Annotated in this window: 14 protein-coding genes and 1 pseudogene; 9 read left to right on the top strand and 6 right to left on the bottom strand. The window is 49.8% G+C overall.

What is annotated here, in order from left to right; all coding sequences use genetic code 11:
- Positions 1-4: 4 nt before the first annotated feature.
- Both mmsA and chvE read right to left on the bottom strand, forming a co-directional pair.
- Positions 5-1,522, bottom strand: coding sequence for a multiple monosaccharide ABC transporter ATP-binding protein (gene mmsA, locus SU32_RS03415; protein WP_053997935.1), 1,518 nt, complete (start codon positions 1,520-1,522; stop codon positions 5-7).
- Positions 1,523-1,598: 76 nt separating this feature from the next.
- Positions 1,599-2,669 (bottom strand): multiple monosaccharide ABC transporter substrate-binding protein, encoded by a 1,071-nt coding sequence (gene chvE / locus SU32_RS03410; RefSeq protein ID WP_053997934.1) that lies wholly within the window; start codon positions 2,667-2,669, stop codon positions 1,599-1,601.
- A 159-nt stretch (positions 2,670-2,828) separates the two neighbouring features.
- Between chvE and SU32_RS03405 the strand changes: the two genes are divergently transcribed.
- Complete coding sequence (locus tag SU32_RS03405) at positions 2,829-3,770, top strand: LysR family transcriptional regulator (RefSeq protein ID WP_053997933.1); 942 nt, start codon at positions 2,829-2,831, stop codon at positions 3,768-3,770.
- A gap of 268 nt (positions 3,771-4,038) precedes the next feature.
- Here the strand turns inward: SU32_RS03405 and SU32_RS03400 are convergent, their stop codons facing one another.
- Positions 4,039-5,004, bottom strand: coding sequence for a LysR family transcriptional regulator (locus tag SU32_RS03400; protein ID WP_245625483.1), 966 nt, complete (start codon positions 5,002-5,004; stop codon positions 4,039-4,041).
- A gap of 70 nt (positions 5,005-5,074) precedes the next feature.
- Here SU32_RS03400 and SU32_RS03395 point away from each other — a divergent pair, with 70 nt between their 5' ends.
- Together SU32_RS03395 and SU32_RS03390 are read left to right on the top strand one after the other, a co-directional pair.
- Positions 5,075-5,518, top strand: coding sequence for a cupin domain-containing protein (locus SU32_RS03395; protein WP_053997932.1), 444 nt, complete (start codon positions 5,075-5,077; stop codon positions 5,516-5,518).
- Positions 5,519-5,522: 4 nt separating this feature from the next.
- Positions 5,523-6,323: a glutathione S-transferase family protein gene (locus SU32_RS03390; RefSeq protein ID WP_053997931.1), complete on the top strand. Its 801-nt coding sequence runs from the start codon at positions 5,523-5,525 to the stop codon at positions 6,321-6,323.
- 357 nt (positions 6,324-6,680) lie between these two features.
- Here SU32_RS03390 and SU32_RS17570 read toward each other — a convergent pair whose 3' ends face one another.
- The gene (locus tag SU32_RS17570) at positions 6,681-6,809 is read right to left on the bottom strand and encodes a hypothetical protein (protein WP_281175862.1); all 129 of its coding nucleotides are present in this window, start codon (positions 6,807-6,809) and stop codon (positions 6,681-6,683) included.
- 63 nt (positions 6,810-6,872) lie between these two features.
- On the opposite strand from SU32_RS17570, the pseudogene SU32_RS03385 reads away from it, so the two are divergent.
- Together SU32_RS03385 and SU32_RS17210 are read left to right on the top strand one after the other, a co-directional pair.
- Positions 6,873-7,166: pseudogene (locus SU32_RS03385) on the top strand (integrase core domain-containing protein); the annotation flags it as partial.
- Positions 7,167-7,436: 270 nt separating this feature from the next.
- Positions 7,437-7,616 carry a helix-turn-helix transcriptional regulator gene (locus tag SU32_RS17210; RefSeq protein WP_144421022.1) on the top strand — a complete coding sequence of 60 codons (180 nt, stop codon included), beginning with the start codon at positions 7,437-7,439 and terminating at the stop codon, positions 7,614-7,616.
- A gap of 165 nt (positions 7,617-7,781) precedes the next feature.
- On the opposite strand, the gene SU32_RS03375 is transcribed toward SU32_RS17210, so the two are convergent.
- Positions 7,782-10,007: a putative bifunctional diguanylate cyclase/phosphodiesterase gene (locus tag SU32_RS03375; protein WP_053997928.1), complete on the bottom strand. Its 2,226-nt coding sequence runs from the start codon at positions 10,005-10,007 to the stop codon at positions 7,782-7,784.
- A 275-nt stretch (positions 10,008-10,282) separates the two neighbouring features.
- Positions 10,283-10,936, bottom strand: coding sequence for a TetR/AcrR family transcriptional regulator (locus tag SU32_RS03370; RefSeq protein ID WP_053997927.1), 654 nt, complete (start codon positions 10,934-10,936; stop codon positions 10,283-10,285).
- 61 nt (positions 10,937-10,997) lie between these two features.
- On the opposite strand from SU32_RS03370, the gene SU32_RS03365 reads away from it, so the two are divergent.
- Genes SU32_RS03365 through SU32_RS03350 form a run of 4 tightly spaced genes read left to right on the top strand, consistent with a single transcriptional unit; the run spans position 10,998 to position 14,900 of the window.
- Positions 10,998-12,314 carry a flavin-containing monooxygenase gene (locus tag SU32_RS03365; protein ID WP_053997926.1) on the top strand — a complete coding sequence of 439 codons (1,317 nt, stop codon included), beginning with the start codon at positions 10,998-11,000 and terminating at the stop codon, positions 12,312-12,314.
- Positions 12,311-13,207, top strand: a complete 897-nt coding sequence (locus SU32_RS03360; protein ID WP_053997925.1) for a bile acid:sodium symporter family protein — start codon at positions 12,311-12,313, stop codon at positions 13,205-13,207. The genes SU32_RS03365 and SU32_RS03360 overlap by 4 nt, the downstream gene beginning before the upstream one ends.
- Entirely contained in the window at positions 13,204-14,133 is a 930-nt protein-coding gene (locus SU32_RS03355; protein WP_053997924.1) for an SDR family oxidoreductase, read from the top strand. The genes SU32_RS03360 and SU32_RS03355 overlap by 4 nt, the downstream gene beginning before the upstream one ends.
- Positions 14,130-14,900 (top strand): SDR family NAD(P)-dependent oxidoreductase, encoded by a 771-nt coding sequence (locus tag SU32_RS03350; RefSeq protein ID WP_053997923.1) that lies wholly within the window; start codon positions 14,130-14,132, stop codon positions 14,898-14,900. Before SU32_RS03355 ends, SU32_RS03350 begins: the two co-directional genes overlap by 4 nt.
- Positions 14,901-15,206: the final 306 nt, after the last annotated feature.

Below are 15,206 nucleotides of genomic sequence, written 5' to 3'. Positions count from 1 at the left end.
ATCTCTATTCTTGAACGATCAGCGCCATGATGCGCTCTTGGTTTGCTTCAGACGCGTCGAGTTCACCGACAAATTCGCCTTCGTTCATCACGTAAATTCTGTCACACATACCTAAGAGTTCGGGCATCTCTGACGAGATTATCACAACCGCTTTACCCAAATCAGCAAGTTCATTGATGATGTTGTAGATTTCGAACTTTGCACCGACATCAATGCCGCGCGTCGGCTCATCCAGGATCAGCACATCCGGCTCGGTAAACAGCCATTTGGCCAGAACCACTTTCTGCTGGTTACCGCCGGACAGATTGACAGTTTTCTGGAACACCGACGGCGTGCGAACGGCAAGTGCACTGCGATACCGTTCAGCGACACTCGTCTCCATATTGCGTTTAAGAACGCCGGCAGAAGATACGCCGTCCAGATTGGCCAGTGTTGTGTTGAAGCGGATCGTTTCATCAAGAACCAGACCATATACTTTGCGGTCCTCGGTCACATATGAAATACCGGCGTCAATGGCGCGGTCCACGGTCGATACATCAACCGGTTTACCGTGTAATTTCACCTCACCGGAAATTCGTTTGCCGTAAGACTGGCCGAATATTGACATAGCAAGTTCAGTGCGCCCCGACCCCATAAGTCCGGCAATGCCCACGACCTCACCTGCCCGCGCTTGAAATGAAATATTCTTGATAACCTGACGTTCTGCATGTTCGGGGTGCCATGCATTCCAGTTGGTCACATCGAGCAATACTTCGCCCGGCTTCCTTTCATGTTCAGGAAAGCGGTGGGTCATATCACGGCCGACCATATCGCGGACAATATCGTCTTCTTTAAAGCCGCTCTTGGCACTCAGCTTTGAAACTGTTGAACCGTCGCGGATCACCGTAACGCTGTCGGCGACATAACGTACCTCACCGAGCTTGTGAGAAATGATGATGCTCGTGACCCCTTGCGCCTTCAGTTCAAGCATCAAATCCAGCAATTTACGGCTGTCATTTTCCTGCAATGCAGCGGTCGGTTCATCTAAGATGAGTAGCTTAACGTCCTTTGACAGCGCTTTAGCAATTTCAACCAATTGCTGTTTACCAACCCCGATGCTCCCGACCTTCGTTGTCGGTGCTTCGACAAGTCCTACTTTTGCCAGCAGCTCTTCTGTAGCGCGGTTGGTCTCATGCCAGTTAATCACTGAATTTTGCGCGCGCTCATTGCCTAGAAATATATTCTCGGCAATCGATAATTGAGGAACGAGCGCGAGTTCCTGATGAATAATGATGATGCCTCGATCTTCTGAGTCACGAATGTCACGCAAGCTCAATCGCTGACCATCAAAGATGATTTCACCTTCATATTGTCCTTTTGGGTAAACGCCCGACAAAATCTTCATGAGGGTGGATTTTCCAGCGCCGTTTTCGCCAACGACAGCATGGATTTCGCCTTCAGCGACCTCAAGATTAACGTTGTCGAGTGCTTTGACACCTGGAAACGTTTTGGTGATGTCGCGCATTTCTAGCAGCGTGGACATGCTTAACTAACCTTCAGTGAAATCAAATAAAATTTCCGGCCGCCATTTTCAGGCAGCCGGACTCGGGAGGCCGTGATTACTGGATCTGATCTTTCGTATAGTAACCGCTGCCAATCAGGACTTCTTCCCAATTTGACTTATCAACGGACACCGGCTCAAGAAGATAAGACGGCACCACTTTAACGCCATTGTCATAGGTCGTTGTATCGTTGATTTCAGGCTCGCCGCCTTCCACCAGTGCATTGACCATACCGACAGTGACACGGGCAAGCTCACGGGTATCCTTGAAAACTGTCGAATATTGCTCGCCAGCAAGAATAGACTTTACCGATTGCACTTCAGCATCCTGCCCGGAGACGATTGGCATTTTGAGGTCGCCGGAGCCGTAACCAACACCTTTGAGTGAAGACAAGATACCAATAGACAATCCGTCATAAGGGCTTAGCGCGCCGTGCAATGTTTTATCTGTGTAGTGAGCAGACAAAAGGTTATCCATACGCGCCTGTGCAACGGCGCCATCCCAGCGCAGTGTACCAACAGTATCCATGCCCATCTGACCGGACTGGATCACGATAGTGCCGTCATCAATCAGCGGCTGAAGCACACTCATCGCACCATCATAGAAGAAATAAGCGTTGTTATCGTCAGGCGATCCGCCGAACAATTCTATATTGTAAGGGCCATCACCAAAACGTTCTTTAAGTCCATTAACAAGTGACGTCGCCTGCTGCACGCCGACTTTGAAATTATCGAATGTTGCATAATAATCAACATTTCCGCTGTCACGAATCAAACGGTCATAGGCCACGACTTTGATGCCTGCCGCTGCTGCATTTTCAAGAGCGTTCGACAGTGTTGTGCCGTCAATAGCCGCGATGACCAGAACATCAGCGCCTTTTGTGATCATGTTCTCGATCTGAGCCAACTGGTTTGGAATGTCATCTTCTGCATATTGCAGATCGGTCGCGTAGCCCGCATCCTTAAATTGCTCGACCATAGAGTTGCCATCAGAGATCCAGCGTGCGGACGATTTGGTCGGCATAGCGATACCGATCGTACCTTTATCCTGCGCGACTGAGACTGCAGGGCTTACAGAAATAGTGGCCAATGCGGCAAAAGCAGCAAGGCCTGTTCTAAAGAGCTTCATAATTTCCTCCCACGATCGCACAAAGCGATCTGTAATTAACTTCTCCCAATCCGAAAGCACAGACGCGCTTTTAGATAGGTCCGTCATGTACAAACTAGACATACCCGTCAAATTATTTATTCTTATGATAACATATCAAAATTGCTATATTAGGTATATATGTCTATTGATTTATTAAACAGAGGTTTGAAGCTTTCTCACCTGCGCTTTGCCGCAGTCCTGCGCCAATATGGTGGTATTTCTGCTGCCGCTGATGCCATTGGCATCAGCCAGCCTGCCGCGTCGCGGCTGGCAAGCGAACTGGAACAATTAAGCGGCATAGCAATGTATCGCCGCACCGGCCGCGGTATTGAGCTGACAAGTGCGGGAGAAAAATTCGCCCTGCGCTCTTCGCGAATTCTTCGAGAGATTGCAGGTGCGGGTCAGGAAATCGATGAACTTTCCAAAGGCATTTACGGCTCTGTTTCGCTTGGCTCAGTCACCGGCCCGGCAATCGATTTTGCGATACCGGCGCTGCGCCAAATACGGTTAAGTTATCCGACGATATCTTTACGAGTGGATGTTGCCGCTAGTGATGTCCTCATCCCGATGGTGCTTGATGGTGAACTCGATTTCGCTCTTTGCCGCCTTCCCCATTACGCTGACCACCGGCAATTCACACAGTTGATAAAAATGGAAGAACAGGTTTCATTTGTGGTAAGGCCGGGTCATGCGCTTGCCAGAAACGCAGGTGTTCTGCCTATTGATGCGCTGCTCCAATATGACTGGATAATGCCGAAACCGGGCGCAATATTGCGGACGACAGTCGAAAGAAAGTTGAGTCATGCAAAAATACCTTTGCCTCAAAACGTTCTCACGACCTCGTCTTATTTGTTTACGTTGGCACTTGTCAGGCAGTCCAACGCCATTGCCCCGATTGCGACATCCGTTGCCAGAAGTTTCGCAGCAGACGAAGGCGGAACAAGCGGCTTGGTTACGCTTGAAACGAATTTACCCATCTCTGTTGAACCCTACTCTCTAATCTGCCGCGCAGGGGCAGAGTTTACACCGGCCGCATCAATGGTCTTCGGTGAAATCGAGCGCTCTTTCCAGCAGATTTAGCGTGCGGAATATGGAATGTAGTTCAACGCATCTTACGCCGCGCAACAAACTTAGCTCTAATCATGATTGCTGCAATGAAAGTCTCACACGCAGTGAATGAGTTCGTGTCAACGATACTCGCCAAAGAAACCAAAACACCTACCTTAATCGGTTATGATGGGCAACAAGCGGTCATTTGCTGCATTTTGCACCAATAACAGCGACGCACAAGAGCTACCATATGCTGACTGGCCGCAATCGGGAACCGATCACGTGATTGAATGCGCCCTCATACATCTAGTTGCTTCATTAGATCGATAACCTGTCCCCGCACCCAAGAGGCCAGAGGCTTTTTGTCATTTCGTTTGTGCCAAATACCGATGATTAAGATAGGATCGATCGGCATCGGCGGCTTGAATACGGCGAGCTCAAAGTCTGCCGCTACCTTGGCGGCTAGTTGCGCAGGCACCAACGCGATCAAGTCACTTTCGCTCACGGCGCGGCAAACCCCAGAAAAGACCGGTACCGTCATCGCAACCTGTCGCTTTTTCCCGACCCGAGCAAGCGCGGCATCTCCCATGGCCGCCAGATTGCCCTCTGGAGAAAAAAGAACATGATGCAGATTACAGAAAACATCCACCGGCATCATGTCCTCGGCTTCAAGCCCCTCAATGCCAGGGTTTGCTGCGCGAGCAATGACATGGAATGGCGAAGTAAACAACGGTGCTCGATTAACCCACTCCGGCAGCTCCATGTCCGGAATAAGAGCTATGTCCGCATTGCGACGTTCGAGGCTTGCAATGTAATCATGCGGTACAAGGTCGACAAGTTGAGCCCGTAACCCGGGCGCTTCGCGATACAAAAGGTCACCGAGCGACGGCATCAAGAGTTCTGCAAAAAAATCGCTTCCAGCGATCCTGAAGACTCCCGTTGCGGTTCTCGGTTCAAATGCAGAAGGCGGAGCCAGTATGGTTTCCAGCCTTTCAAGTTCTTCCTGAATTGGGTTCTTGAGCGCGATAGCATAGTCGGTAGCAACCAACCGGTTGCCCTGTCTTATGAAGAGCGGATCGTTCAAACTATGACGCAGGCGGGACAAAGCGCCCGATACTGCTGATTGCGACATAGCCAACCGTTCACCCGCTTTAACCGTGGAACCTTCACTTAAAAGTGCATCGAGAACGCGAAGTAAATTCAAATCAAATGTAGCGAAATTCAATTTCACGATACCTAATATTGAAAGAAACGATTTGTCCAATACCGTGGCGAACGACTAGCGTATTGTCAACGAAAGCGCTTTCGTTTTCATCCACGGGTTGGAGAAAAATATGAAAGAACTAACCAAAGCGGACGGCGCCGTTGAATGGCTCGGAGTCAAATACAAGACTATCCTTAGCCCGGAACGAACCGGCGGTGCCATGTCGATCGTTGACAGCTTATCACAGGCAGGTAGCGGACCACCGCGCCACATACACCACAATGAAGACGAGACTTTCGTCGTGATCAAAGGAACCTGCAAGCTCTGGATCGAAGGCGAAGAAATTTTCGTCAACCCAGGCGAAAGCATCTTTATTCCGCGCGGCAAAGAGCATACATTTAAGGTCGTGGGCAATATGCCCTCACGACACCTTGTGATTTTGACACCTGGCGGCTTTGAAGGTTTTTTTGAAGAAATGGCTGCTGGCCAGTTCCAAATACCCGACGACATGCCATCAATCAAGGAATCCGCCCAACGACACAACCTTTCATTTACTGGTCCTCCACTGGATTGAGCCGATGAGCGTCAAGCATATCGTTCATCACATTCCCGTCTGCCCTTTTTCGCAGCGACTGGAGATACTTCTTACTTTGCGCGGGCAAATGGACGCTGTCGAGTTTCGATTAGTCGACATCACCAGACCACGAGACCCTGCGCTCCTAGCTAAGACTCGGGGCACAACTGCGCTGCCGGTCTTGGAAACACCCGGTGGCGTGATTTTAAAGGAAAGTCTTGTGATTCTGCGCTATCTTGATGAGGCGTTGGATGGCCCGGCGCTTCGGCGCACCGATCCGGCTGAACATGCAATCGAGTCAATGTTGATCGCGAAAGAAGGTGCGTTCACGATGGCCGGCTATCTCTTAGTTATGAACCAAGACCGTAACCGCAGAAGCGAGTTTAATAAAGAGCTCTTGTCCTTGTATCGTAACATCAATGGATTTTTGGCTGAGCAGAACCAGAAAGGACCATGGCTCTTTGATGGCTTCGGTTTGGCGGAAGCGGTATTTGCGCCGATGTTTCAGCGGTTTTGGTTCCTAGATTACTATGAAGGGTTTGAGTTGCCGGATAGCAACGATTATGACCGGGTGCGTATATGGCGGGATGCCTGCTTAACTCACCCGTCGACGGATCAAGTGTCCGAGGAGCAAATCATCAAACTTTATTATGATTACGCATTAGGTGCAGGAAACGGAGCTTTAGTGGAATCTCGCGCGATTTTAAGTTTTGTGTTCAACCCAAGTTGGCAGGAACGACCTTGGCCACCACGCGATAAGTATGAAGGCACAGCAAGCGATAAGGAGTTGGGGCTCGAAGTCTGACGAGGATCAAAAATTATTCAAACGCCCAACCGAAATAGATCCGCCAGTTCGAGAGAATGTTCCTTCGCTATAATTAAACAAATGACGAAATTGGGCCAAGCACACCTCCGTAGCGCCGGGCTTAAAGCTCGCATTTGGCTTACAGGGACCATGCGTTGCGTCTGTATAAAACGACTATAGCGGCCCGTGAACTTCTTGCACAAACAAAATGAAATTGAGCCGTGGCTAATTTTAACTCTAAGTCTAAGCTACCAATTCGCGAAACTTTTGAATGCAACTTGAAATGGGTTTCCGGAAAAATCAGATCCACGAAAGATCTCTGTTCGCGTAACATTTATGATTTTCAGCCCAATTATTTTAGTACGGCGATGGCAAGATGATCTCTTCATCCCACAGATATTCTGCGACCATATCAATTTGTGACGCTGCCTGATCTAAGCGCGCTGCCTCACTGTCATTGCCTTCAGATTTCATAGTCGTTTGCATCTGACGCCGTACAGGTCGTAATGTGTTGGTTTCCAACCAAGTTACAACTTTGGAAACTGAGGCAACGGCACGGAGTTCACCAGTATGGCCATTCTCAAATGGTCTCAGGAAACAAATGTTGAATGGCATTACATCCAGCCCGGCAAGCCAATGCAGAACGGTTTTGTCGAAAGCTTTAACGGCAGCTTCCGCGACGAGTGCCTCAATGAGACATTGTTTTCATCGCTCAGTCATGCCCGACATCACATCACCGAATGGAAGGAGGATTACAACCGGAACAGACCACATTCATCACTGGGCAATCTCACGCCCCAAGAATACGCGACGAAAATGACATTGCAAAAGCAGACCGCATAAGGTCAAAAACAAACCGACGGATTCTCCGATAAATTGGAGGGAAAACGGGTCTCAGGTCACGGTGATTATATTTTTCTTGAATCGGGCGCGAAAGGTACAAATCTTACCGTTGATATAAGACCTTTTCGCACTGCAGGATTAGCATATATCAACTCAACTCCTGCCGCAATTCTTGTTTTTGATGATCCAGACCTTCGGCGCGCGCAATACGAAAAGGTATTACAGCAGAGATTCGATTTCACACCGGCCGAAACGAAACTTGCAATAGAAATGCTTGTAGGTGATGGACGCGCTGCTGCGGCTCAACGCTGTGGAATTTCTGTGAATACAGCGCGCACGCAGCTCTCGAATATTTTCGAAAAAGCAAACGTAAAGCGGCAGGCGCAATTGATGAAAGTTTTGAACGAGCTTCGCAGCCCCTATTACACGCCGCCGCCAACGTCCAGTTAGACCATATAATATTATGTGGAGATGGCTTCTTGTATTTAACCAATGCGAAATACAGCTTGCTATATTATGAAATAAATTGGTTGTGCGATAAATCGCCATTACAAAAACCGGTCTCGTTATGCACCGTTATTTGCCTGACCGATATATCTAGAGTGTATTTATCCCCTATTTCAACAATACATGATTAGAGATCATCTCAGCGACCACAGCAGGACCAACGGGTTTACTAAAATGAAAGCCCTGAAATTCATCACAGTGCGCTTCTCTCAGAAAATCGAGTTGCTCATCTGTTTCAACACCTTCCGCAATCACCCGCATATCCAGCTTTTGTCCAAGTGAAATAATCGCTTCAGCTATATGTTTTTCATCGTTATTGTTTTCTAGGTCGGTAATGAACGACCGGTCCAGTTTTAACCTTGTGACTGGATAACTCTTTAGGGCACTGAGACTTGAATATCCTGTGCCAAAATCATCGATAGCAAAATTGACACCGATTTCACGTAATGCGCGCATCATATTGATCGCCTGCTCAACGTCAGACATCAGCATGCTTTCCGTGATTTCCAACTCCAGATACTGAGCATCCATTCCGGTTTCGCGCAGAATTTCAGCCACGCGCTGAACCCAATCTGGTTCTCTGATCTGGCGGGTTGATACATTAACGCAAACCGTGATGGGCTTCATACCCGCATCTTGCCAAGCCTTGTTCTGGCGGCAAGCCTCCTGAAGCACCCAATCACCTATAGGTACGATCAGTCCGCTATCTTCTGCCAAGGGTATGAATTTTGCAGGCGACACATGCCCCAATTCGAAATTATGCCAGCGTGCCAGCGCCTCAACCGCGAATATTTCTCCTGTCTCAAGTTCCACCTGCGGCTGATAAACGAGCGATATCTCATCATTGGCAATGGCGCTTTTTAGCCCTTCCAGCAACATTCGCTGTTCACGCGAAGCATCGTCCATTCCTTGCGTGTAAAAAACGATACTGTCACGTCCACTGCCTTTGGCCTGATACATAGCAATGTCGGCGTTCATCAACAAAGTTGTCGAGTCAGTACCGTCTTTTGGAAAAGCCGCCCCGCCAATGCTACAGGTTACACTGAACTGTTGGCCTTCAATGATAAATGGCTTGGCTATTGCAGCGCGTACTCTTTCAATAATCATGCCCACATCGCTGGCCAGTTTATCTTCATCAGCGAGAAGAATGACAAATTCATCCCCGCCAAGGCGCGCCACTGTGTCTGATGATCGCACAGATGAGGTCAAACGGTCTGCAACTGCTTTGATGAGTATATCGCCAGCGTTGTGACCCAGACTGTCATTGACGTTTTTAAAATTATCAAGATCGATAAACAAAACAGTCAATCGTCCTTGCGACTGCTCGGCCTGCGCAATGCCTTGTTCCAGACGCTCAACAAGCAAAGTACGGTTCGGTAAATGCGTCAGCGCATCATGCATAGCCATGAAATGGATACGTTCAGCATTTTTCTTATGTTGTGTAATATCGCGGCAAACACCAACAATGCCGATAATTTGATTATCATCATCCAGTAAGGGAGCCTTTGACGCCGAAAACCATTTTTCTGCGCCTGAATAATCGATGACCATTTCCTCTAGATCAAATAATGCCTTGCCGGTGTGTACAATCTCCTGTTCGTCACCATAAAATTTACTCGCTATTTTTTCCCGATGAAAGGCAAAGTCTGTTTTTCCGATTAGCTCAGCCGGCTCCAAGCCCAAATCGGCAGCAAGCGCACGGTTGGCGACCACAAAAGCGCTTTCGGTATCCTTCACAAACAAATAGTCCGGGACTTGGTCAATCAAAGCACGGAACAATTGCCGTTCAGCATCTAGAATACGTTCATTGTTCTTGCGTTCGGTGATGTCCCCCGCCATACCGATAAGCCCGATGATTTTGCCGTTTTCGTCTTTCATCGCGACTTTTGAAATTTGTATCCATTTGCTCACACCATTGGTGTCTATCAGCTCTTCTTCCATATTGATCAGAGAATCGCCGCCAGCCATAATTGCTTGTTCACGCGCTGTAATTCGCTTCGCTTCAGCGGCGCCACGCACATCAAATATGGTTTTACCAATCAGTTCCTGAGCGCTTTCCAGCCCGTAATAACGCGCCAAAGCATCACTTCCGACAAGGAAATAGCCGTCCGTGTCCTTCGCATACACAAGATCTGAAATCTGATTGATAATCGTATTGAGTAATTTTGCTTCAGAAATGACCGGTTCAGCGCCAGCATTTAACCGGTCCAAATCCTGATGTGCGTTTTCATGCGCAGTCAAGAGTTGGCTAATGGGCGCAGCATAGCGGTCGGGCGGTTGCCACTCATCGCGTTTCGCAGACTCTTTCAAAACTTTTTTGATTGCTTTATCCATGGCTCCCCCGCTCGCAAAACACGATAAACGCGTAAAACGATCTTCCAACTCTATGGATCAAAGCTTTCTACACCCTTAATGTAACTATTAAGGGATCAGACCTTGGGCTTTAAGCAAAGACCTGTTCAGAGTTTTAATGGCTTTGCAACATGCGAATTGGCGCTGTCTGATGGCGAACAGCACTTCGTTTGATTTATGTCGAAATCTTTTAAGACCGGATGCAACTGGCAGGTCATTCATAAGTTTCAACAATTCCTTTCGCCAGTTCCGCTCCTTCACAGTTCGGCGTTAAAGCCGGCAACGCAAAAGCGAATGAGGTGGTCAACTTGGGTGTTTTGCGTCGCCCCCTTCCCGCCAAGCGCGCTTATGCGCTGCTCTGATGTCAACAATGCAAGCATCGCCGAGACAGAGAACACGAACCCTTCGGCTATATGCTGCCTTTTTGCATGAGGCAGACATTTCTGAATTACCCCGATAAATATCTGAGCCGTCGGATCGAAACACTCTGCCGAGATAGCCCGCCAACGGTCATCGGCTGACACATATGCCACCAGCCTTGCGTAGCTGCGCCAGCGCGGGTTTTCAATCGTCAGATCAACAAACGGGCGAATAAGAGCATCCATCACCTGCTCAATGCGCAGTCCGTCGCCGGAACGTGCCTGTTCAAGCGCGTCCAGGCGGGCATTCGAAAGAATTTCGGCGCGCCGTGCAACAGTCTGATGAAAAAGTGCCTCTTTACCGCCCCCATGATGATGGATCGTCCCGACAGGTTCGCCGGCTTCAGCGGCAATATCGCGGATCGTCGCCCCGTCATATCCCCAATCGGCAAAAACCTTTTCAGCCGCATCGAAGACTCTGCTTTTTGTTTCAAGTGACCGCTTGGAAGCGGCTCTTTTTCGTTTGGTGTCAGTGGCTTGTCTAATTTTCATGAAAACACCTTGCCTTATATTGAACAAATGTTCAAGATAAGGATCAACAAAGGAGGACGCGATGGGAGATGCGCGCAAACGGTTTGCCCTGATCGGGGCGGGGCCAATGGGGTTGGCGGCAGCAAAGCTTCTGGTTGAGCACGAGGTGGATTTTCAAGGATTCGAGCTTAATTCAGGCGTCGGCGGATTGTGGGACATCGACGGCCCGCTATCGACCATGTATGAATCAGCACATCTGATTTCATCCAAGAAGATGACCGAATTTACTGACTTTCCGATGCGTGACGAGGTGGCAGAATACCCCTCGCATCGCGAAATGAAGCGTTACTTCACGGACTTTGCTGAACATTTTGATCTGTTTAAGCACTACCACTTTGGCGCAAAGGTTCTTTCATGCACGCCGCTTGGCAATGCCGGTGATGGCTGGCAGGTGGTTTGGCGCGATGACAAGGGTGAACATACAGAAGAGTTCTCCGGTATTCTTATCGCCAACGGCACTCTCAGCACGCCGAACATGCCTTCTTTCAAAGGAGAATTCACAGGTGAACTGATACACGCATCACAGTACCGCAAGGCCAGCCAATTTGACGGCAAACGGGTGCTGGTAGTCGGTGCGGGCAATTCCGGCTGTGATATAGCGGTGGATGCGATTCATCACGGCATATCGTGTGATCTTTCGATGCGGCGCGGCTATTATTTCGTGCCAAAATATGTTTTTGGCAAGCCAGCCGATACGCTCGGCGGCGCGATAAAGCTGCCAATGGCGCTTAAACGGATTGTGGATGGAACTATCCTGAAGTGGTTTGTCGGCAATCCTCAAAAATACGGATTTCCCAAACCCGATTACAAGCTTTACGAGAGCCACCCCATTGTGAATTCGCTGGTGCTTTACCATGCGGGCCATGGCGACATGTCAGTGCGGCCGGATGTTGATTATCTGGACGGAAAGACCGTTCACTTTAAAGATGGCAGCAAAGCCGATTATGACATGATCCTTGCTGCAACAGGCTACAAGCTCGACTACTCGTTCATCGATAATAAATATCTGAACTGGCAAGGCGACGCACCACACCTCTATCTCAATTGCATGCATCCTGAACGCGATGATCTATTCGTGTTGGGGATGGTCGAAGCATCAGGGCTCGGTTGGCAGGGGCGCCACGAACAAGCCGAGATGGTTGTGCGCTATATCAAAGGGCTGCGTTCGCAAAACAACGCGGCGCATGAGCTGAAAAAAACCAAAGCAAAAGGATTTGATCGCGCTACGGGCGGCATGAACTATATCGACTTGCCGCGTATGGCCTATTATGTTGATAAAGCCACTTATCGCAAAGCGGTGACAGGGTGGATTCGCAAACTGGCGGGTAGCAAATCATGATAGACGAAGCTGCCCTCGATTTCTCTGCTAGCTCACTGACCTTGCTTAACGCAATTCTTGCCGTGGTGATGTTCTCGATTGCCATCGACCTCAAGCCGCAAGATTTCAAGGTTTTGGCGAAAGCGCCCAAGCCCTTGGTCATCGGCTTGCTGTCGCAGTTTGTACTGTTGCCGGCGCTGACCTTTCTGCTTGTGCTGGCAGCACAGCCCCAAGCATCGGTTGCGCTTGGACTTATTTTGGTTGCTGCCTGCCCCGGCGGCAATATTTCCAACTTCATAACCCATCGTGCCGGCGGCAACGCGGCCCTATCAGTATCGATGACTGCCTTTGCAACCGTTGCTGCCATTGTGCTGACTCCACTTAACATCGCTTTTTGGGGCAGTCTCTATCCCCCATCGGCCGAGATATTGCGTGCCACCAATATTGACCCCGTAAACATTGCCATCACGGTTGGACTGATGCTGGTTTTACCGCTCGTTTTAGGCGTAATCTTAAATAGCCGAAAACCAGCCCTCACCGCCAAATTGCGTATGCCATTACAATGGCTTTCAATGATAATCTTCGTCGGCTTTATAGCCATCGCGCTGGCTGCCAATTGGGGCTTGTTCCTCGCCTTTGCAGGCAGCATCGCCGGTTTGGTGATTGTTCACAATGCGCTTGGCCTTGGCGGTGGCTATTTGCTGGCAACGCTTGCGCGACTTTCACCATTTGACCGCAGAGCCGTAACAATAGAAACCGGCATTCAGAATTCAGGTCTTGGTCTGGTATTGATCTTCAGCTTTTTCGGTGGACTTGGCGGCATGGCAATCGTCGCCGCATTCTGGGGTATCTGGCATGCAATTTCCGGACTTGCTCTCGCCAGTATCATGTCCCGCAAAGTGGTGACACCATGACCCGTATTCTCATTACCGGCGGTGCAGGCATGGTCGGTCGCGCTCTGGCTAAGGCATTGCCAAACAGCATGACGGTCGTCACGGACCTGACTTCAACGGGCTTGCCAGATGGTGTAACGTTCCGGCGGATGGATGTGACCGGAAACGACCCTGATAAAATTATAGGAGAAGAGCGCCCCGATATTGTTGTCCACCTCGCTTCCATTGTGACACCGCGACCGGGCATGACGCGCGAACAGGCATTTGCAGTGGATGTCACCGGCACACGCAACGTGCTTGCCGCTTGTATAGCGCACGGGGTCAAACGCCTGGTGGTGACCAGTTCGGGTGCCGCTTACGGCTATCACGCTGATAACCCCGTACCGCTGCGCGAGGAAGATCCCTGCCGCGGTAATCCGGAGTTTGCTTATGCTGATCACAAGCGGCAGGTCGAGGAAATATTGGCGCAAGCAAGGGTTGAACACCCGCAGCTTGAACAAGTGATCCTGCGTGTCGGCACCGTGCTCGGGGCCGGAACTGACAACCAGATCACAGCATTGTTCCGCCGCAAGCGCCTGCTCGCGATTAAAGGCAGCGACAGCCCGTTTGTCTTCATCTGGACGCAAGATCTTGTCCGCATTGTAAAACGTGCCGCGACCGATGGACCGGCGGGCATATACAATGTGGCAGGTGACGGATGGCTTTCGGTTGATAATCTGGCCCAAACATTGAACAAACCGGTTCTTCGCATGCCTGCATGGGCATTAAAGGCCGCCCTTGCCGTGGCATACCCGCTGGGCATCTCGCAATATGGCCCTGAACAGGTGCGGTTTCTGCAATACCGGCCTGTGCTCAACAATAATAAGCTCAAAACCGTGTTCGGCTATACGCCGGAATTGACGTCGGTCCAGGTCTTCGACCTTTGGAAGCGCGAGGCTGGATTATGAGAACGGCAATTATCTCCGGCGGAAACGGTGGCTTGGGACGGGCAATGGCTCAACTGCTTGAGGCGCGCGGCTGGCATTGCGTTTTGATGGACATCAATACCACCGGACTGGAAGCATCGCCGAGCCGCACACCGGTTACCGTTGATCTGACAGATGCGAAGGCATTACATATTGCAGCCAAACAGATCATTGCATCCCGACCATCAATCGATTTGGTGATTTACAATGCCGGCGTATCCCAAATTGGTCCCTTCGCCGACACGGATGCAGCAAGCCACCGTCGCGTTTTCGAGATCAATTATTTTGCAGCCGTTGAAATGACACGGGCGTTCCTGCACCCAATCCGCAAAAGCCGTGGTACGCATCTTGCGATTTCTTCGGTCGCCGGTTTTGCGCCGCTGCATGGCCGCACTGCCTATGCTGCTTCAAAACATGCATTGCAGGGGTTCTTTACGTCACTGCGCTCTGAAGAAGCAGCTTTCGGCGTTTACTGTCTGATTGCTGCGCCCAGCTTTGTCGCGACCAATATTGCCAATCCCGATCAAACAGAAGATGGCATCCAGCGTCCCGGTTCGGCTTCAGACGGCGTTGATTACATGACGCCGGAATCCGCTGCGAATATAATTCTTCAAGGGTTGGAAAAAAGGCGCGACTTCACTCCTGTAGGCCGCATAGCAAAAATCTCATCTTTGTTGATGCGCGCATCGCCGAAACTGTATCAACGGGCGATGCGTAAGAAAATCAGCGGGAAAAGCGTGAAAAAATAAATGCGGAGCGAAGTCTGCCATTAATTAACACCATACGCTTCCAACCAACCCTAAGCGTTGGTAAGCAGGCACTATTATTTGCGATTTCCAATGCAAACCGTATATTTTTGAAGCTGAATCGCTGCTGTATGGCGGTCATCAATGAGCCGTTGAGGGAACAATGCCATAATCAATCGCGTCGAATATTGGTTTGTGAATTGGAACAGAGGCACACAACAAACTCTTCCTTGACCTTGCCAGTTTCATGGCTTGACACCAATGATGTGCTTTGGCGTTATCATCAATCAATATACGATGAGGCTCTTC

Source organism: Ahrensia marina (genome assembly GCF_001293565.1).
GTDB classification, from domain to species: Bacteria; Pseudomonadota; Alphaproteobacteria; order Rhizobiales; family Rhizobiaceae; genus Ahrensia; species Ahrensia marina.
This window is presented reverse-complemented; position numbering and strand designations above follow the sequence as displayed.

Bases quoted from the DNA above. Each gene is read 5' to 3' on its own strand.
- SU32_RS17210 (WP_144421022.1), top strand. From the start codon at position 7,437: ATGCTTGTAGGTGATGGACGCGCTGCTGCGGCTCAACGCTGTGGAATT.
- SU32_RS03365 (WP_053997926.1), top strand. From the start codon at position 10,998: ATGGGAGATGCGCGCAAACGGTTTGCCCTGATCGGGGCGGGGCCAATG.
- SU32_RS03375 (WP_053997928.1), bottom strand. From the start codon at position 10,007: ATGGATAAAGCAATCAAAAAAGTTTTGAAAGAGTCTGCGAAACGCGAT.
- SU32_RS03395 (WP_053997932.1), top strand. From the start codon at position 5,075: ATGAAAGAACTAACCAAAGCGGACGGCGCCGTTGAATGGCTCGGAGTC.
- SU32_RS03390 (WP_053997931.1), top strand. From the start codon at position 5,523: ATGAGCGTCAAGCATATCGTTCATCACATTCCCGTCTGCCCTTTTTCG.
- SU32_RS03360 (WP_053997925.1), top strand. From the start codon at position 12,311: ATGATAGACGAAGCTGCCCTCGATTTCTCTGCTAGCTCACTGACCTTG.
- SU32_RS17570 (WP_281175862.1), bottom strand. From the start codon at position 6,809: ATGCAAACGACTATGAAATCTGAAGGCAATGACAGTGAGGCAGCGCGC.
- SU32_RS03350 (WP_053997923.1), top strand. From the start codon at position 14,130: ATGAGAACGGCAATTATCTCCGGCGGAAACGGTGGCTTGGGACGGGCA.
- SU32_RS03370 (WP_053997927.1), bottom strand. From the start codon at position 10,936: ATGAAAATTAGACAAGCCACTGACACCAAACGAAAAAGAGCCGCTTCC.
- SU32_RS03405 (WP_053997933.1), top strand. From the start codon at position 2,829: ATGTCTATTGATTTATTAAACAGAGGTTTGAAGCTTTCTCACCTGCGC.
- mmsA (WP_053997935.1), bottom strand. From the start codon at position 1,522: ATGTCCACGCTGCTAGAAATGCGCGACATCACCAAAACGTTTCCAGGT.
- SU32_RS03355 (WP_053997924.1), top strand. From the start codon at position 13,204: ATGACCCGTATTCTCATTACCGGCGGTGCAGGCATGGTCGGTCGCGCT.
- chvE (WP_053997934.1), bottom strand. From the start codon at position 2,669: ATGAAGCTCTTTAGAACAGGCCTTGCTGCTTTTGCCGCATTGGCCACT.